This is a genomic window from Mesorhizobium erdmanii, assembly GCF_013170725.1.
Classification (GTDB): domain Bacteria; phylum Pseudomonadota; class Alphaproteobacteria; order Rhizobiales; family Rhizobiaceae; genus Mesorhizobium; species Mesorhizobium erdmanii.
This window is the reverse complement of the sequence record NZ_CP033361.1, coordinates 3,319,740-3,336,739: the sequence shown is the minus strand read 5'-3', so window position 1 is coordinate 3,336,739 and position 17,000 is coordinate 3,319,740. Positions and strand designations below refer to the sequence as shown.

Below are 17,000 nucleotides of genomic sequence, written 5' to 3'. Positions count from 1 at the left end.
CTATTGCTGGCCAGTGCTGGGTTGTGTCGCCGGCGCGGCAGGCGCCGCCGCTGGAGCGACGGGCGCAGCGGGCGTCGGTTTGGCCGGCCCTTCCTTGCCGTCCGAATCACGGAAGAAACGGAAGAACTCCGAACTCGGCGACAGCACCATGGTCGTCCCGGTGTTGTCCAGCGCTGTGCCATAGGCATTCATCGACCGGTAGAAATCGAAGAAGGCCGGGTCGCGCTTGTACGCGTCGGCGAAGGTGGCACTGCGCTGGGCTTCGCCCTCGCCGCGCAGGATCTCGGACTCCTTCTGCGCTTCGGCAACGATCTCGACCACTTCGCGATCGGCGCGTGCCGTAATGCGCTGGGCCGCTTCGTTGCCGCGTGCCCGAAGCCGAGCGGCCTCGGCCAGACGTTCGGCCTTCATGCGGTCGTAGGTCTGCTGAGAAACCTCGGCCGTGAGGTCGGTGCGGCGGATGCGGACATCCTCGATCTGCAGGCCGAGCGACGTGGCGTCGGGCCGCAGCTGATCGCGCACTTCGCGCATCATCACAGCGCGCTCTTCCGAGAGCGCCGCCTCGAAGTCGCGCAGACCGTAGACACGGCGCAAGGCAGCGTCGAGACGTGTGCGCAGCCGCTGTTCGGCCAGATCGATGCTGCCAGACACGGCTGCACGGAAGACGCGTGGATCCGAGATGCGGTAGGCGATGAAGGCGTCGACCTCATAGAACTTGCCGCCCGACACCTGCACACGGATGTTGTCGAGATCGAAACGCAGCACCCTGTTCTCGATCAGTTGCACCGTATCGGCGTCGAAGAACGAGAACGGCGCCTTGAAGTAGATGCCGGGCTCACTCTTGACGTCGACGATCTCGCCGAAGCGCAGCACCAACGCCTGCTGGCGGGCATTGACCACGAAGACCGAGGAATAGATCAGGAAGAGGATGACCGCCGCGATGACGACGAAGATGGGAAGACGGTTGGCCATCACTGTGCAGCTCCCGTGTTCGCGGCAGGCGCGGCCGCAGCCGGCGGTTTCGGCTGCAACGCCGGCAGCGGCAGATAAGGCACGACACCTTGTCCGTTGCCCTGCTCGACGATGACCTTGCTCGAGTCCTTCAGAACCTTCTCCATGGTTTCCAGATAGAGGCGTTTGCGCGTGACGTCGGGTGCCTTGGCATATTCGTCATAGACCGAGATGAAGCGCTGGGCTTCGCCTTCGGCTTCCTGCACGACGCGGTTCTTGTAGGCGGCGGCGTCTTCGCGGATCTGTGCCGCCTCGCCGCGCGCCTGGCCAAGCTTCTGGTTGGAATACTGGTTGGCCTGCTCGACGAACTTGTCCTCGTCCTGCTCGGCGCGCTGCACCTCGTCGAACGCATCGGCGACTTCGCGCGGCGGAGCCGCATCCTCGATGGAGACGGCGTTGATGTTGAGGCCGGCCTTGTAGCCGTCCAGCGTCGTCTGGATGATCTCGCGCACCGAGGCCGCTATGCCCTGGCGGTCATCGCGAAAAATGTCCTGTGCCGGCCGGCGGCCGACGGCTTCGCGCATGGCGCTTTCGGCAACCTGCCGCAGCATGCCGTCCGGGTCGGAGACATCGAACAGATAGGCGCGCGGATCGGAGACCTGATAAGCCACCGAAAACTGCACGTTGACGATGTTCTGGTCGCCCGACAGCATCAGGCCGTTGCCGCTGGTGTTGCCGCCGCCAATGTCGACGAGCTGCTCGGAAATCTTGGCCGTCTCGACGGTTTCAAGCGGCCACCAATGGAAATGCAGGCCTGGCTGGGAGAGTTCGGGCTTCGGCTTGCCGAAGCGCAGTTCGACCGCGACCTCGTCGGGCTGCACCGTATAGACCGCCTGGAATGCCCAGAGAACGACCAGCACCGCGCCGATCAACCCGAACACCGCCGGGCTGGCGCCGCCGCCACCGGGCAGCGCGCGCCGCAGCCGGTCCTGGCCGCGGCGGATGATGTCTTCGAGGTCGGGAGGCGACCCCTGCGGGCCGCTTGGCCCCTTCGGCCCCTGCCCCCAGGGTCCCTGATTGTTACCGCCGCCGCCCCACGGGCCGCCGCCTCCGCCACTCTTGTCGTTCCAGGGCATGAATGTCCTTTCGCTTGGAATTCCCTCAAGCGCCGGAGTTACGGCGCAAATCCAGTGTCGTTCTTCTATAGGGACGCCATGGCACGCTTTCAACGCGATGCGCCGCCGAGTTCATCCGTTTTGGGTCGGTAGCGACCCTTTGTCGTCCTTCAATGCACTTTTTGTCTATCAATGCATCTGGCGGCGGCGCTCGTAAACCGAATAGCGCGTCGCTTGGCTGTCCTTTTCCCCGGCCGGAAACTCCTGCGAACCGACCACGCGCCATGTCTGAGGGTCGATCGGCGGGAAATGCGCGTCGCCCTCGACGGTGGCCAGCACATGCGTGACGTGCAGCCGGTCGGCCAGCGGCAGCGCCTGCGCGTAGATCTCGCCGCCGCCGATGACGCAGATCTCGTCCACGCCGGTCATGCAGCGTCCGCGCACCGTAGCCAGCTGAATTGCCGCCTCCAGCGTATGCGCCACTTCGACGCCATCGGCGCGCCAGGCCTTGTCGCGGGTGACGACGATATTCAGCCGGCCCGGCAACGGGCGGCCGATGCCTTCATAGGTCTTGCGGCCCATGATGATGGGCTTGCCCATCGTATCGGCCTTGAAACGCTTGAGATCGGTGGACAGCCGCCAGGGCAGCTCCCCGTCCCGCCCGATCACGCCGTTCTCGGCGATGGCGACATAGATCGCGACATGCATCAGTTCGCGTCCCCGCCATTGTTGTCCGACGGTTCGAGCAGCAGGATATCGATGTCGTGCTCCGGGTAGAAATCGTTGGCGGTCATCTCGAAGGTTGTCGGCCCGACCTTCTTGACATTGTCGCCACAGAACGAGACCAGGGCTTTTGCGCTGCCCTTGTCGATGGTCAGCTTGAACTTGCCGATCGTGCCGGCCGCCCAGTTGCCCCCGGTGGTCAGGATATAGGCGATGCGGCTTTCGTAGAATTTGGGATAGCCGTCGGCATTGTCCTTCGCTGCCTTGCGCACAGCGTTCTCGAACGTGCCGTCCATGCAATAGCGGGTCTTGTAGGCCGCGTACGAGCCTTGAAACTGGCCCTCGCTGAAAAAACTGACCGACGACGTGCCGCCGACGCTCGGCTTGTAATGGTGCGAGACTCGGACGTCCTTGTTGGCCGGAAAAGTCGAGCGCCACCAATAGGTCGAGCGCAGCTGCCACCATGGCGCATAAGCTGATTTCATGCCGTCGCCATTATCGGCTGTGTCTTCGATGATGATGCCGCGGTTGACCCAGTCCTCGGCCACTGCCTTTGGCAGCTTTGCCAATGCCGCCTTGGCCGCGTCGCCGAACGGATTGAACGGCACATTCTGCGCCTTCAAATCGGCGCTGATGTCGATGCCAAGCGCGAACACCTTCTGCTCGAGTTGCGGCTTTGCCGCGACGCCGTCAATCGTCACCTCGAAGCCTAGGAAATTGTCGTTCTGGTTTTCCGGGATAGCCGGCATCTCCTCGGGATTACCCGAAATGTCGGGCAACGGGAACGCGACGATCGCGTCGACATCCTTGTCGGTGTTGTTGTGGAAGACGTAGTCGACCGTGACCTTTTCGGGCGAGATGAAGAGGTCCTCGCTTTGCATCGCGACCGCATCGCTGCGCGACAGGATCAGGCCGCCGGTGCCGAGTTCGGCGACCGAGTCGTTGGCTGATGCGGATGCCGCCGACAGGGCCAGCACGGTGGTCAGAACATATCGCAGCATGAAAGCCCCCTCGGCGAGAATGCCGGCAGGACCCTAGCCGTTTCAATGCGGCGTTCAAAGCCCTTGCGTGACCAACCCACACTGGTCGGGCTGGACTAAAAGTTTCCGATCGGGCAGGAGTTCGCCCCATGCGCAAGCTTCTCGTCATCGGCATCGGCGCCGGCAATCCCGACCACATGACGGTTCAGGCCATATCAGGCCTGAACCGCGCCGACGTGCTGTTCATCCCCGATAAGGGCGCTGGGAAAACCGACCTTGCGGAATTGCGGCGCGAAATCTGCGACCGCTTCGTCACCAACCCGAAATCGCGTCGCGTCGAGTTCGACGTGCCGGTACGCGCCGAGCCGGCGCCGTCCTACCGCTCGACCGTCGACGACTGGCACGAAGCGATCGCCGCAATCTATGAAGGGCTGATCCGCGACGAGATTGCCGAGGATGGCTGCGGCGCCTTCCTGATCTGGGGCGATCCCTCGCTCTATGACAGCGCGCTGCGCATCCTGGAGCGGGTGCGTCTGAGGGGCAATATCGCCTTCGAGCTGGAGGTCATCCCCGGAATCACCGCTATCCAGGCACTTGCCGCCAGTCACAAAATGGCGCTGAACCGCATCGGCGATTCCATCCTGATCACCACCGGCCGCAGGCTTACCGAAGAGGGTTTGGCCGGAAATGCCGGCAGCACCGTCGTCATGCTCGATGGCAAATGCGCCTTCAACAAGCTGGATGACAGGGATGTCGTCATCCATTGGGGGGCCTATCTCGGCACGCCGGACGAGATCATCCTCTCCGGCCTTCTCGGCGACGTCGGCGCCGAGATCGAAAAGGTCCGCGAGGAAGCCCGTCGCGACAAGGGCTGGATCATGGACACCTATTTGCTGCGCAAGCCCGGCGAGCCCCAAGGCGACTAGAGCCTGACACAGACACGAATCGGGTTGTTACCGCTGCCAGCCTCCAAGACCGTGGTAGGCGGGCTGGGCGACATGTAGCCATGGCTTGAATTCTGTACCGTCAGGCTGAACAGGGACGCCTCCCCGGCGGCGGGATCACACAGTCGACGGTATAGAAAGATGCTTTGAAAAATGCAATAAATCCAGCATATTGATCAGTCCATGCGGCCATTATCACCGTCCTTGCCGCATATGGTCGGGAAGAAATCACAAACATTGACGTTAAAATCACACCATTGTATGGTCGATTGCGTAGCTTGGTACGCGCATCGCAGTTTTCGTTTGGCCGCCGTTTCAGTTCGTTGCCCATAAGTTCATGGGACGCCGGCGAGGGTAATTTCCATGTCCAGCCTGCTTGGGATCGACAACGGCCTGACGGTCACGAAGGCGGTGATCTTTGATGCCGATGGGTCGCAACTGGCGGTGGCCAGGCGCCGGGTACCGCAATCGATGCCGCATCCGCGCTGGGTCGAACGCGATATGCTGGGCCTCTGGCAAGCGACCGCCGAGGCGATCAGGGAAGCCATCGCTCTGAGCGGCAGGCCGGCTAGCGACATCAAGGCGGCGGCGGCTACCGCGCATGGCGACGGGCTGTATCTGCTCGACAGGAATCGCAGGCCGCTCGGTCCCGGAATATTGTCGCTCGACAGCCGCGCCGGCGAGATCGTCGATGAATGGGAAAAGGGTTCTGTTTTTGCCGAGGCCCTCGCCCTGACCGGACAGGTTCCGCACGCTTCGGCACCATCGGCGATACTGGCCTGGCTGAGAAAGCACGCCCCGGAAGACTTCAGCCGGATCGGCCATATCATAGGCTGCAAAGACTGGCTCCGCTTTTGCCTGACGGGCACGGTCGGCACCGATTTGACCGAGGCGAGCACCTCGTTCACCGACGTGCGCACGCAGGCCTACGCACCGGAAGCGATGCGTATCTTTGGGCTGGGGGAGCTGTTCGCGGCCTTGCCTCTGGCCACGCATTCGGCCGACATTGTCGGCTACACGACCGCTGACGCGGCAGCCCTGACCGGGCTTGTGGAAGGCACGCCGGTCGCTTGCGGCCTGCATGACGTCACCGCTTCGGCGCTTGGCATCGGAGGCCACCAGGATGGCGTCGTCAGCATCGTCGCCGGCACCTACTCGATCAATGAAGTGGTCTCCACCGAACCGCGTACCGACCCGCGCTGGTTCTGCCGCAACGCCATCGACCTCGGCCGCTGGAACAACATGTCGATCTCGCCGGCCTCGACGGCGAATTATGACTGGTTCCTCGACACGCTCTGCCGCGCCGAACAGGAAGAAGCCAAAAGGACCGGCGGCTCGATCCACGAGATGCTGGCGGCGGAGATCGACAGCGCGCTGAAGAAGCAGTCGACCTTGCTCTTCCACCCCTATCTGTTCGGTTCGCCCTACGGCAATGCCGCGAGCGCCAGCTTCGTCGGCTTGCGCGGCTGGCATGACCGCGGCGATATGCTGAAGGCGGTGCTGGAAGGCATCGCCTTCAACCACCGCACCCACGTTGAAGCCCTGCGCGATAGCTTTGCGGTTCGCGAGGTTCGGCTGACCGGCGGCGCCTCCCGCAATCCTGCATTCGCGCAGATGTTCGCCGACGTGCTCGGCGTGCCGGTCATTGTGACCTCGACCGACGAAGCGGCCGCCTACGGCGCCGCTCTGTGCGCTGGCGCGGCGGTCGGCCTGTTCGCCTCGCCGCAAGAAGGCGCGCGCGCCACCTGCACCGTGAGCCGCCAATACCGGCCGGACCCGTTGCGTAGTGCCGTCCTTGACGAGCGCTATTCCATCTATGGCCGCGTTGCCGAGCAGCTCAGGCCGAAATGGGTGGAGATCGAAAGCCTTGCAGGGCAAGAAATGGGGGGCGCGACATGATCAAGGCAGACGAACGGCGTGAAGAAATCGCCGAGTACGTGATAAAACTCGGCCAGGTGCGCATCGACGATCTGGTCGAGCATTTCGGCGTGTCGCGCATGACCATCCACCGCCATATCGATCAGCTGGCGCATCAAGGCGTGCTCCGCAAGCTGCATGGCGCCGTCACCGTGCAGCCATCCGGCCTCTACGAAAGTACTTTCCGCTACCGGGTAACGGTTGGGCGCGCGGAGAAGGACGCGCTGGCCCGCGCCGCGATGGATTATGTCGAGCCCGGCCAGGCGGTGATCTTGGACGATTCGACCACGGCGAATGCCGTTGCGCCGCTGCTGCTTGACGTCACGCCGCTGACCGTCATCACCAACAGTGTGTCGACGGCGGCATTGCTGACCAATGTCGACGACATCGACTTTATCTGCCTCGGTGGCCAGTACCATCGCACCTACAACGCCTATATCGGCATCGTTTGCGAGAACGCGATCTCGCGCTTGCGCGCCAATCTGCTGATCTGCTCGGCATCCGCGATCAGCGGCACCACGGCCTTCATCCAGGACCAGCATGTGGTGCGGGTCAAGCAGGCGATGATGGCGGCGGCGATCAAGCGCGTGCTCCTGGTCGACCATTCCAAGTTCGACAAAGTGGCCTTGCACGTGCTCGACGATTTGGTCAGCTTCGAGGCGGTGCTGATCACCGACGGCATCAGTGACAAGCATGCGCAAAAGCTGGAGCAGGCCGGGGTACAGTTGCGCGTCGTCAAGACGGCGAAGCCATGAATTTAACCGCCGAAAGCCATCACGGCTCCGAGCGGCGCTCCGGCATCCCCGGTGACGGCGATGTCGATGTCATTATCCTCGGCGCCGGCATCAATGGAGCCGGCCTGTTTCGCGATCTCTGCGCGCAAGGCGTCAGTTGTTGCATCGTCGACAAGGCGGATTTCGGCTCCGGCACGAGTGCGGCGCCCTCGCGCCTGATCCATGGCGGGCTGAAATATCTGGAGACCGGCGAGTTCGGGCTGGTGGCGCAGTCGACGCTGGAGCGCAACCTGCTCCTCAAAAACGCACCGCACTATGTCAGCCCGCTGCCGACGGTCATCCCGATCTTCTCCTGGGGCAAGGGCATGTGGGCCGCGCTGCGCACCCTCCTGGGCTCGACCAGCGCGCCGCGCAGCCGAGGCGCCATCCTCATCAAGATCGGCCTGATGATCTACGATTTCTACGGATCGCGGCACCGCGTGATGCCGCGCCACCGCCTCGTCGGACGACGCCAGGCTCTGCGCGACATGCCGGCGCTAACCGGGTCGATCGTCGCCACCGGCACCTATTACGACGCCAAGATCAGCCATCCCGAGCGGCTGGTGCTAGAGCTCATCGCCGATGGCCTCGCGGCCAATCCCAGCTCCAGCGCGGCCAACTACACCGCGCTGGTCTCCTCCTCGAACGGAGTGCTGGCGTTCAGGCGGGAGAACGGCGGACGCGAGTTCTCGCTGCGGCCGAAATTGGTCATCAACGCCGCCGGCCCATGGATCGACCATGTCAACGCCGCGCTCGGCGCTCCTTCCAGGATGATCGGCGGCACCAAGGGCTCGCACATCGTCCTGAAGCACGACGCGCTGGTGCAAAGCCTGGCCGGGCGCATGCTGTACTTCGAGGCCGACGACGGCCGCATCTGCCTCGTCTACGACTATCTCGGCAAGGCGCTCGTCGGCTCGACGGATCTTGCGGCCGACAACCCGGATACGGTTCGCTGCGAGCCGGACGAAATCGATTATCTGCTGGAAAGCGTGCGCACGCTGTTGCCGGGCATGAGCTTCGAACGCGACCAGATCGTCTATGCCTATAGCGGCATCAGGCCCCTGCCCTCGTCCGACGCCGCTGTCCCCGGCCTGATCAGCCGGGACCATTCGGCGCCCGTGGCGGAACCGGCGCCTTCGCGCCCCTTCCCGATCATCTCGCTGATCGGCGGCAAATGGACGACGTTTCGCGGTTTCGCCGAGGAGGTCGCCGACACCGTGCTCGATCGCCTCGGCCGCGACCGCAAGGTGACTACGCGCACGATGCCGATTGGCGGCGGCAAGGACTTTCCGGCCGACACGGCGGCACGGGCGAGCTGGCTGGCCAATGCCGCATCAGCTTCAGGCATCGACGAGGCCCGCCTCGACCAACTTTTGTCGCGCTACGGCACCAATGCATTGCGGATAGCCAGCCACCAGAGCCCGTCGAACAACGAAGATCGCTTGCCGGACTCGCATGACTACAGCCTGTCGGAGATCGACTACATCGCCCGCAACGAATTGGTCGAGCATCTGGCCGATATCGTCATGCGGCGCACGACGCTGGCCATCAGCGGCGAACTGACGAGCAGCGACTTGCAGCGGATCGCCATGGTTGCGGGCCAGGCGCTTGGCTGGAACCCGCAAAGGACAAGCGATGAGATCGATGCGGTTGTCGCGCGGCTCAACGGCACCAATTTGATGGGACTGCAGTCGGAGCGACACCCGCGAACCGCGAGCGAGTGCGCCAAACAGGCTTGAGCACGGAAAGACCCCTTGCCGTCTTGAAAACAAGCGTATCACAGTCTCTGTGAGATATTAATCGCCTAAAAAAGACAGCAAAATCAATTGCATTGCTCGATTTATATCAGCCATACGGTCACATGAATGTTACATTCTTGCCAAAGTATCACACTCATTGACGGTAATTTCACATCGATGTATGGTCGATTACACTGGAGGAGCACGCTGCCGGAGGGGTCGATGCAAGCGAACCGCCCGTACAGCGGCTTGTGCGGCGCTGCGCGCCGACAAAACGAAATCGCTACCATTACACAGGTCGTCACAGCATGAGTTCGCACCCAGCAACCACCACGATGAATCGGCGAGGATCGCCAGGCGTCCGTTGGGTGATCGTCGCGGTCGCGATCCTGGTCCTGCTCGGCGCGATGATCCTCGATACCAAGGTCGTCACCATCGGCTCGGCCGAAGATACCCGCAAGGCCGCCTTCTCTCCGGAAGCGTTCGGCAAGGCTGAGTTTCCGAACGTGCAGTCCGCCGTGGAACAGCGTGCCGTCGATGCCCCGACGCTGGCGTCGGCCATCGCCAAGGACAAAGCGGCCGCGGAGAAACAATATGGCGTGCCGGCCAATGTCGGCACCGAATTCTCGGTCAAGTTCACGGGCGTCGTCGGTGAGGGAAAGTCCGGCATCTACACCATCAAGGTCGCTGACGTCCCCGATGCGCTGGTCGTTCGCGTCCAGACCGGGCCGGCGATCAACGGCACCGAGTTGCGCGACGCAACCGGTACGATCACGTTCGGCCAGTTTACCAACCAGATAGAATATCAGAACGCAGGATCCGCGCTGAACAACGAGATGAAGAAGCAGGTGCTGTCGACGATCGACAGCACGCAGCTCACGGGAAAGACCATCTCGGTCGTCGGCGTCTTCAAGCTGATCAATCCCAAAGGCTGGCTGGTCACGCCGGTGAAGCTGAGCGTCCAATGAATGCGGCGCCTGAATTCGAGCCGGCCGCCGGCGACACCGTGCTTGCGGCCCGCCACATCGTAAAGACCTATGGCGGCACGCACGCCCTCAAGGGCGTCAATTTCGACATCCGTCGCGGCAAGGTCACCACGCTGTTCGGCGAGAACGGCGCCGGCAAATCGACATTGATGAAGATCCTGTCCGGCGTCACCACGCCGACATCGGGAAGCATCGAGCTCGATGGTCAATCCGTCAGCTTTTCCTCCGCGTCCGACGCCCGCGATCGCGGCATCTCGATCATCCATCAGGAGCTCAGCCTCGCGCCCAATCTGAACGTGCGCGACAACATCTTCATGGGCCGGGAAATACGCGGCGCGACCGGGGTCGATTTTGCCGAGGAAGCCCGGCAGACGCGGCTGCTGATGGCAGATCTCGAGGAAGACATCGATCCGCTTACACTGGTCCAGGATCTGCGCCTGGGGCAGCAGCAGATCGTCGAGATCGCCCGTGCGCTTTCGGTCGATTCGCGCATCCTGATCATGGATGAGCCCACTTCGGCGCTTAGCGCCACCGAGGTGGAGGTGCTGTTCAACGTGATCCGCGACCTGACGGCCCGCGGCGTCTCGATCGTCTACATTTCGCACCACCTCGAGGAGGCGCTGCAGATCACCGACTACGCCGTGGTGCTCAGGGACGGAGCGATCACCGCGACGGCCAACGCCAGGCACATCAACCTCGAATGGATCGTCCGCAACATGGTCGGCGAGAACTTCGACCTCGGCTCGCCGCCCGTGGGATACGCCTTCGGTGAGGTCGCCTTGTCGGTCGAGGACGTCAGCATCGCCGACGCGTCGAGTTCGGAACGGTCGGTCGTCGACAGGCTCTCGCTTGAAGTACGCAGCGGCGAGATCGTCTGCATCTACGGGCTAATGGGCGCCGGGCGCACCGAACTGCTGGAATGCATCGCCGGGCGCCTGCAGCCGTCGGGCGGACGCATTTTGCTCGGCGGCAACGACATCTCCCGCCTCAGCATCGCCGAACGCATCGCCCGGGGGCTCGTCCTGGTGCCCGAGGACCGCCAGCGTGACGGTCTGGTTCAGACGATGTCGGTAGGCGCCAACCTGTCGCTCGCCAGCATCGGCTCCTTCGTCAGGGGAATGCTGTTGTCGCGGTCGCAGGAGCGGTCGCTGGTCCACGCGTCGATCCGCGACGTGCACGTCAAGAGCGCTGGCGGCAACGCGCCCATCGGATCGCTGTCCGGCGGCAACCAGCAAAAGGTCGTCATCGGCAAGATGCTGACCACCAATCCAAAGGTCATGCTGCTCGACGAGCCGAGCCGCGGCATCGACATCGGCGCCAAGGCGGAGGTGTTCCGCCTGCTTGGCGAACGGGCGACACGTGGGCTCGCCGTCGTCTTCTCGACTTCGGAAGTCGCCGAGTGCCTGAGCATCGCGCATCGGATCATTGTCATGCATCGCGGCAGGATCTCGGCCGAGTTCGGCGCCGATGCCACGAAGGAGGAGATCATGACGGCTTCCGGCGAGGCCGTGGTCTCCGACCATGAGGAACACAGGAGCCACCATCGTGACCGACGCTAGCCCAGACCGCAGCCGCTCCCGTCCAAGAGTTTCGGCCGACGGCTTCAGCCTAGCCAAGCTTTTGCTGGAGGGCCGCGCGTTTTTCGCGCTGATCGCGATCATCATCGTCTTCTCGCTTCTCTCTCCTTATTACTTCTCGGTCGGCAATTTCCTGACCATGGCCTCGCATGTCGCTATCTTCGGCATCCTGGCGGTCGGCATGCTGCTGGTCATCCTCAATGGTGGTATCGACCTGTCGGTCGGCTCGACGCTCGGTTTCTCTGGCGTGATCGCCGGCTTCCTGATGCAGGGCGTGCAGTTGTCCACCTTCGGCGTCATTCTCTATCCGCCGGTCTGGGTCGTCGCGGTGCTGGTCTGCGTGCTCGGCGCCCTGGTCGGCCTGATCAACGGCGTGCTCATCGCCTGGCTGAAGGTGCCGGCCTTCGTCGCCACGCTCGGCATGCTCTACGTCGTGCGCGGCGCCGCGCTCCTGATGACCAACGGCCTGACCTACAACGATCTCGGCGGCAAGCCGGAACTCGGCAACACCGGCTTTGAATGGCTGGGCTTCAACCGCCTGCTCGACATCCCGATCGGCGTGCTGGTCATGGCGGTCATCGCCCTCATCGGCAGCATCATCCTCAACCGTACCGCCTTCGGCCGCTGGCTCTATGCGTCCGGCGGCAACGAGCGCGCCGCCGAACTCTCCGGTGTGCCGGTGAAGCAGGTGCAGGTCTCGGTCTATATGCTCTCCGGTATATGTGCGGCGGTGGCGGGCCTCATTCTGTCCTCCGAACTGACCTCGGCGGGCCCGACCGCCGGAACCTCATACGAACTGACCGCCATTGCCGCCGTCGTCATCGGCGGCGCCGCCCTGACCGGTGGCCGAGGCAATATACGCGGCACGCTGGTCGGCGCCTTCGTTATCGGCTTCCTGTCCGATGGTCTGGTGATCATCGGCGTCTCTGCCTACTGGCAAACAGTGTTCACCGGCGCGGTCATCGTGTTGGCGGTGCTGCTCAACGCCATCCAGTATCGCCGCCGCGTCAAGCTTCCGAGCCCGGCCGGCAGCCCCCCGACTTCTCCACAAAAGGACAAGGCCCAAACGGCCGATCCCGCTCTCGAGAAGACTGCCGGTTGACCGGCGCAATTGTAAACAATGGAGGAACTCTATGTATCGCAGTGCCAGAATTCTGATGCTCTCGGCCTTCGCCCTGGCCGCTCCGATTGTCGCGGCAACCGCGGCATCGGCCGGAGGCCTTATCTCGATCATCGTCATCGATCCGGCCAATCCCTACTGGCTGACCGAAGGCAATGTCGCCAAGGCCGAAGCCGAGAAGCTCGGCTACACCGCGACCGTCGGCGCCTCGAAGGCCGACACCAACACCGAAAGCAAGTTGATCGATACGGCGATCACCAACAAATCCGTGGCCATCATCCTTGACCCGGCCGATGCCAGCGGTTCGATCGGTGCGGTGAAGAAGGCGATCGCCGCCAACATCCCGGTCTTCCTCGTCAATGCCGAGATCAACCAGGAGGGCCTCGCCAAGGCGCAGCTTGTCTCCAACAACGCGCAGGGCGCCGCACTCGGCGGCCAGCAATGGGTGACGGCCATCGGCGAGAAGGGCAACTACGTCGAACTGCTCGGCGCCCCGTCAGACAACAACGCCGCCACCCGCTCGAACGGCTACGAGACCGTCATCAGCCAGTATCCGGACCTCAAGAAGGTCGGCTCGGAAGTCGCCAACTGGGACCGCACCCAGGGCCACGACAAGATGCAGAGTCTGCTTCAGGCCCATCCCGACATCATCGGCGTGACCAGCGGTAATGACGAAATGGCGCTCGGCGCGATCGCTGCCCTGAAAGAGGCCGGAAAACTTGCGAGCATCAAGGTCGGCGGCTTCGATGGCTCGCCGGACGCTGTCGCCGCCATCAAGGCCGGCGACCTGCAATACACCGTGCTGCAGCCGGTGGCCGTCTACTCGGCCAAGGCCGTGCAGCAGGCCGATTCCTTCATCAAGACCGGCAAGACCGGTGCCGCGACCGAGAAGCAGCTGTTCGACTGCCTTCTCATCACCAAGGACAATGTAGACAAGTACACGGCCCCGTTCACACTCTCGGAGTAATGCTGATGAGGGGCGACCTTCGGGTCGTCCCTCACCTATTCCCGCCCGGTCAACTCAGCCCGCATCGATCTCCGCCTGCAACGCATCCATATGCGTCGTAGCCGCGGCGGTTGCGGCGCGCTCGATGGCGCGAAAGCGGCTGACCACCGCCAGGCCGATGGCGGTCAGTTGCGCGCCGCCGCCCTTGCGGCCGCCGGTCTGCGCCGCGACCAGCGGCTTGCCGAACACCCTGTTCATGTCCTCGACCAGGTCCCAGGCGTGCTTGTAGGACATCTCCATGCCGCGGGCGGCGGCCGAGATCGAACCGAAGGTGGCGATGTGCTCCAGAAGCTCGATCTTGCCCGGACCGATCCGCCCGTCCGGATCGAGATTTATCCGCAAGCTCAGCGATGGCATCTCTGCTCCTCCGCGGTCATCGGGACTCCTATCGAAGCCACTTCGGAAAAACCGCTATTCCAAAACAATATAGCGGCGATCGCCGCACCTGTCAGCCATCCACCACGAACGGCAGGCCGGCGCCAGTATTCGCCCCGTCGAAGCTCACTGTCTTGACCACCGCGAAAACCTTCCCTCCGAGCCGCAGCTTCAGCGCATGCCGCGACTGTTCGGTGATGCGGGCCAGCACCGTTGCGCCATTGCAGTCGATGCCAAGCTCGACCGCCGGCCCCTCGCCTGGGCGGATAGCGACGATCGTGCCGGGCAGGATGTTGAGCGCGCTGAGGCCTGTCGGTTTCTCCGTCGCGATCATCACATCGCGGGCACGGATGCGGATACGCACGGGGGCCCCGGTCTTCACCGCAAGCCGCGGCACGCGGATCTCGCCGCCGGCCGAGCCCAGCACGGTCATGCCGAACACTTCGTCGTGGCGCAGCACTCTCGTATCCAGCACCGCCCCGCCCTCGCCGCGCTCCTCAGCCGGCAGCAGGTCGAGCCTTTGCATGACCGCTTCGGTCGGTCCGGTGGCAACGACCTTGCCTTGCGCCAGCATCACCACGTCGCTCGCCAGCCGCGCCACCTCGGCGACCGAATGGCTGACATAGACGATCGGGATCTTCGTCTCGTCACGCAGCCGCTCGATATAAGGCAGGATCTCAGCCTTTCGCGCTTCGTCGAGCGAGGCCAGCGGCTCATCCATGAGCAGAATTTTCGGGCTGGCCAGCAGCGCCCGGCCGATCGCCACGCGCTGCTTCTCGCCGCCAGACAGCTTTGCCGGCCGCCTGTTCAGCAGCGGTCCGATGCCGAGCAATTCGACAACCGAATCCGTCTCCACGTAACGCTCCGCCGGCGGCGTGAACCAGCGGCCATAACGCAGATTGCCGGCCACGCTCATATGCGGAAACAGGCGTGCGTCCTGGAACACCATGCCGATGCGGCGCCTGTGCTTCGGCACGAAAACGTCCTTGGCCGTGTCGACCAGCACCCGGCCGTCGACCTCGATGCAGCCCTTGTCGGGCCGGATCAGTCCGGCGATCAGGTTGATGAGCGTCGTCTTGCCGGAGCCGGACGGCCCGAACAACGCCGTCAGCCGCCCGGCGCTGTCGAAACGCGCCTCGATGGCGAAATCGCCGAGCCGGTGGCCGATGTCGACGAGGACGCTCATTCGATGTCCATCCGCCGGCCGACGCGGCGCGCCAGCACTTCCGAAGCAACCAGTGCCGCCATCGAGATGACGATCGAGATCAGCGTCAGCCGCAGCGCGCTTTCGTCACCGCCCGGCACCTGCGTGAACGTGTAGATCGCCGAGGGCAGCGTCTGCGTCTCGTTGGGAATGTTGGAGACGAAGGTGATCGTCGCGCCGAACTCGCCCATCGCCTTGGCGAAGGCCAGGATGGAGCCGGCGATCAGCCCGGGCACGATCAGCGGTAGCGTGATGGTGGCGAACACCCACAGGGGATTGGCGCCGAGCGTGCCCGCCGCCGCCTCCATCTTGCGGTCGACCGCTTCGATCGACAGCCGGATCGCCCGCACCATCAGGGGAAACCCCATGACCCCGCAGGCGAGTGCCGCACCCGTCCAGCGAAACGAGAAGACGATGCCGAAATGCTCGGCCAGGAAGGCGCCGGCCGGGCCGCGCTTGCCGAACGTCAGAAGCAGGAGATAGCCGGTCACGACAGGCGGCAGGATCAGCGGCAGGTGCACCAAACCGTTGAGCAGCGTCTTGCCCCAGAATTGTCCGCGGGCAAGCAGCAGCGCGATCAGTATGCCCGGCGGCAGGCTGAAAAGCATCGCCACCGTCGCCACCTTGATGGACAGCCGGACCGCATTCCATTCGTCGGGAGTGAGGTCCAGCAGCCAGGTCATATTGCTTTATCGGGCCCTTTTCAGTTGCTCGGCGCGAGCACGGTAAAACCCTGTTCCTTGAACAGCGCGCCGGCCTTGGCGGACTGCAGGCATTTCAGGAAAGCCGGCGTATCCTTGTCCTTCGAATCGGCGGTCTGGGCAACCGGATAGACGATCGGCGGATGCGAATCCTCCGGGAAGGTGCCGACCACCTTGACGCCCTTTTCGGCATGCGCGTCGGTGGCGTAGACGATGCCGAGAGCGGCCTCGCCTGTCGAAACCAGCTTGAGCGCCGCACGGACGTTCTCGGCTTGCGCCACCTTGCCCTCGACCGAGGACCAGACGCCGAGCGATTCAAGCGCCGCCTTGCCGTATTTGCCGGCCGGCACCGCCTTGAAGTCGCCCATGGCGAGCTTGCCGTCGCCGATCAGCTTGGCGAGGTCGAAACCCTTCTCGATCTTGGTTTCAACCGTCGAATCCTTCGGCGCCACCAGCACGATCTCGTTGCCGAGCAGCTTCACCTCGGTGTCGGACTTGGTCAGCTTCTTGTCGGAGAGATAGTTCATCCAGTCGAGGTCGGCCGAGATGAAGACGTCGGCCGGCGCTCCGCCCTCGATCTGCTTGGCCAGCGCCGAGCTCGCGGCATAGGAAACGGTCGCGGCCTCGCCGACATCGGCCTCGCAGGCCTTGTTCACCGCGTCGAGCGCGTCCTTGAGGCTGGCAGCCGCAAACACCACGACCTTGTCTTCCGCGTGCGCGGCCGGCGCCGCCGCCAGCAAAGCCGCCGCGAAGCCGCCAATGGCCATCGCCCTCAACCCGAAACCTTTGCGCGTCATCGAAACTCTCCCTGGTTTGAAATCCGTGCGGCGCGAAGCCTGCCGATCGATATATCCGCATGAATATAACAAGGGAAGGCCCAGCACCAGAA

16 protein-coding genes are annotated in these 17,000 nt (G+C 63.7%); 8 read left to right on the top strand and 8 right to left on the bottom strand.

Features of this window, described 5'->3' with window-relative positions:
- From hflC to EB233_RS16155, 4 genes are all read right to left on the bottom strand, one after another.
- Nucleotides 1-972: a protease modulator HflC gene (gene hflC, locus EB233_RS16170; protein ID WP_064988224.1), complete on the bottom strand. Its 972-nt coding sequence runs from the start codon at nucleotides 970-972 to the stop codon at nucleotides 1-3.
- A complete protein-coding gene (gene hflK / locus EB233_RS16165; protein ID WP_027051179.1) occupies nucleotides 972-2,087 on the bottom strand; it encodes an FtsH protease activity modulator HflK in 1,116 nt (371 codons plus the stop codon). Before hflK ends, hflC begins: the two co-directional genes overlap by 1 nt.
- Nucleotides 2,088-2,255: 168 nt before the next feature.
- Nucleotides 2,256-2,774, bottom strand: a complete 519-nt coding sequence (locus EB233_RS16160) for a dihydrofolate reductase (RefSeq protein WP_064988223.1) — start codon at nucleotides 2,772-2,774, stop codon at nucleotides 2,256-2,258.
- Nucleotides 2,774-3,790, bottom strand: a complete 1,017-nt coding sequence (locus EB233_RS16155; protein ID WP_064988222.1) for a DUF4424 domain-containing protein — start codon at nucleotides 3,788-3,790, stop codon at nucleotides 2,774-2,776. The genes EB233_RS16160 and EB233_RS16155 overlap by 1 nt, the downstream gene beginning before the upstream one ends.
- A 128-nt stretch (nucleotides 3,791-3,918) precedes the next feature.
- Here EB233_RS16155 and cobF point away from each other — a divergent pair, with 128 nt between their 5' ends.
- From cobF to EB233_RS16115, 8 genes are all read left to right on the top strand, one after another.
- The gene (cobF, locus tag EB233_RS16150; RefSeq protein ID WP_064988221.1) at nucleotides 3,919-4,695 is read left to right on the top strand and encodes a precorrin-6A synthase (deacetylating); all 777 of its coding nucleotides are present in this window, start codon (nucleotides 3,919-3,921) and stop codon (nucleotides 4,693-4,695) included.
- 381 nt (nucleotides 4,696-5,076) lie between these two features.
- A complete protein-coding gene (locus tag EB233_RS16145) occupies nucleotides 5,077-6,612 on the top strand; it encodes an FGGY-family carbohydrate kinase (RefSeq protein WP_064988220.1) in 1,536 nt (511 codons plus the stop codon).
- Nucleotides 6,609-7,385: a DeoR/GlpR family DNA-binding transcription regulator gene (locus EB233_RS16140; RefSeq protein ID WP_027051174.1), complete on the top strand. Its 777-nt coding sequence runs from the start codon at nucleotides 6,609-6,611 to the stop codon at nucleotides 7,383-7,385. The genes EB233_RS16145 and EB233_RS16140 overlap by 4 nt, the downstream gene beginning before the upstream one ends.
- Nucleotides 7,382-9,142 (top strand): glycerol-3-phosphate dehydrogenase/oxidase, encoded by a 1,761-nt coding sequence (locus EB233_RS16135; RefSeq protein ID WP_064988219.1) that lies wholly within the window; start codon nucleotides 7,382-7,384, stop codon nucleotides 9,140-9,142. The genes EB233_RS16140 and EB233_RS16135 overlap by 4 nt, the downstream gene beginning before the upstream one ends.
- A gap of 308 nt (nucleotides 9,143-9,450) precedes the next feature.
- Nucleotides 9,451-10,110 carry a DUF2291 family protein gene (locus tag EB233_RS16130; RefSeq protein ID WP_064988218.1) on the top strand — a complete coding sequence of 220 codons (660 nt, stop codon included), beginning with the start codon at nucleotides 9,451-9,453 and terminating at the stop codon, nucleotides 10,108-10,110.
- The gene (locus EB233_RS16125; RefSeq protein ID WP_064988217.1) at nucleotides 10,107-11,687 is read left to right on the top strand and encodes a sugar ABC transporter ATP-binding protein; all 1,581 of its coding nucleotides are present in this window, start codon (nucleotides 10,107-10,109) and stop codon (nucleotides 11,685-11,687) included. Before EB233_RS16130 ends, EB233_RS16125 begins: the two co-directional genes overlap by 4 nt.
- Nucleotides 11,650-12,807 (top strand): ABC transporter permease, encoded by a 1,158-nt coding sequence (locus EB233_RS16120; protein ID WP_064988216.1) that lies wholly within the window; start codon nucleotides 11,650-11,652, stop codon nucleotides 12,805-12,807. Before EB233_RS16125 ends, EB233_RS16120 begins: the two co-directional genes overlap by 38 nt.
- Nucleotides 12,808-12,838: 31 nt before the next feature.
- Complete coding sequence (locus tag EB233_RS16115) at nucleotides 12,839-13,792, top strand: D-ribose ABC transporter substrate-binding protein (RefSeq protein WP_027051169.1); 954 nt, start codon at nucleotides 12,839-12,841, stop codon at nucleotides 13,790-13,792.
- Between the two features lie 54 nt (nucleotides 13,793-13,846).
- Here EB233_RS16115 and EB233_RS16110 read toward each other — a convergent pair whose 3' ends face one another.
- From EB233_RS16110 to modA, 4 genes are all read right to left on the bottom strand, one after another.
- Nucleotides 13,847-14,188 (bottom strand): winged helix-turn-helix domain-containing protein, encoded by a 342-nt coding sequence (locus tag EB233_RS16110; RefSeq protein WP_027051168.1) that lies wholly within the window; start codon nucleotides 14,186-14,188, stop codon nucleotides 13,847-13,849.
- A 91-nt stretch (nucleotides 14,189-14,279) separates the two neighbouring features.
- Nucleotides 14,280-15,392 (bottom strand): molybdenum ABC transporter ATP-binding protein, encoded by a 1,113-nt coding sequence (modC, locus tag EB233_RS16105; protein ID WP_064988215.1) that lies wholly within the window; start codon nucleotides 15,390-15,392, stop codon nucleotides 14,280-14,282.
- Nucleotides 15,389-16,093 (bottom strand): molybdate ABC transporter permease subunit, encoded by a 705-nt coding sequence (gene modB / locus EB233_RS16100; RefSeq protein ID WP_064988214.1) that lies wholly within the window; start codon nucleotides 16,091-16,093, stop codon nucleotides 15,389-15,391. The genes modC and modB overlap by 4 nt, the downstream gene beginning before the upstream one ends.
- A gap of 20 nt (nucleotides 16,094-16,113) precedes the next feature.
- Complete coding sequence (modA, locus tag EB233_RS16095; protein ID WP_064988213.1) at nucleotides 16,114-16,908, bottom strand: molybdate ABC transporter substrate-binding protein; 795 nt, start codon at nucleotides 16,906-16,908, stop codon at nucleotides 16,114-16,116.
- Nucleotides 16,909-17,000 lie beyond the last annotated feature (92 nt).

Excerpts from the sequence above, each read along its gene's own strand:
- hflC (WP_064988224.1), bottom strand. The coding sequence starts at position 972 with ATGGCCAACCGTCTTCCCATCTTCGTCGTCATCGCGGCGGTCATCCTC.
- hflK (WP_027051179.1), bottom strand. The coding sequence starts at position 2,087 with ATGCCCTGGAACGACAAGAGTGGCGGAGGCGGCGGCCCGTGGGGCGGC.
- EB233_RS16160 (WP_064988223.1), bottom strand. The coding sequence starts at position 2,774 with ATGCATGTCGCGATCTATGTCGCCATCGCCGAGAACGGCGTGATCGGG.
- EB233_RS16155 (WP_064988222.1), bottom strand. The coding sequence starts at position 3,790 with ATGCTGCGATATGTTCTGACCACCGTGCTGGCCCTGTCGGCGGCATCC.
- cobF (WP_064988221.1), top strand. The coding sequence starts at position 3,919 with ATGCGCAAGCTTCTCGTCATCGGCATCGGCGCCGGCAATCCCGACCAC.
- EB233_RS16145 (WP_064988220.1), top strand. The coding sequence starts at position 5,077 with ATGTCCAGCCTGCTTGGGATCGACAACGGCCTGACGGTCACGAAGGCG.
- EB233_RS16140 (WP_027051174.1), top strand. The coding sequence starts at position 6,609 with ATGATCAAGGCAGACGAACGGCGTGAAGAAATCGCCGAGTACGTGATA.
- EB233_RS16135 (WP_064988219.1), top strand. The coding sequence starts at position 7,382 with ATGAATTTAACCGCCGAAAGCCATCACGGCTCCGAGCGGCGCTCCGGC.
- EB233_RS16130 (WP_064988218.1), top strand. The coding sequence starts at position 9,451 with ATGAGTTCGCACCCAGCAACCACCACGATGAATCGGCGAGGATCGCCA.
- EB233_RS16125 (WP_064988217.1), top strand. The coding sequence starts at position 10,107 with ATGAATGCGGCGCCTGAATTCGAGCCGGCCGCCGGCGACACCGTGCTT.
- EB233_RS16120 (WP_064988216.1), top strand. The coding sequence starts at position 11,650 with ATGAGGAACACAGGAGCCACCATCGTGACCGACGCTAGCCCAGACCGC.
- EB233_RS16115 (WP_027051169.1), top strand. The coding sequence starts at position 12,839 with ATGTATCGCAGTGCCAGAATTCTGATGCTCTCGGCCTTCGCCCTGGCC.
- EB233_RS16110 (WP_027051168.1), bottom strand. The coding sequence starts at position 14,188 with ATGCCATCGCTGAGCTTGCGGATAAATCTCGATCCGGACGGGCGGATC.
- modC (WP_064988215.1), bottom strand. The coding sequence starts at position 15,392 with ATGAGCGTCCTCGTCGACATCGGCCACCGGCTCGGCGATTTCGCCATC.
- modB (WP_064988214.1), bottom strand. The coding sequence starts at position 16,093 with ATGACCTGGCTGCTGGACCTCACTCCCGACGAATGGAATGCGGTCCGG.
- modA (WP_064988213.1), bottom strand. The coding sequence starts at position 16,908 with ATGACGCGCAAAGGTTTCGGGTTGAGGGCGATGGCCATTGGCGGCTTC.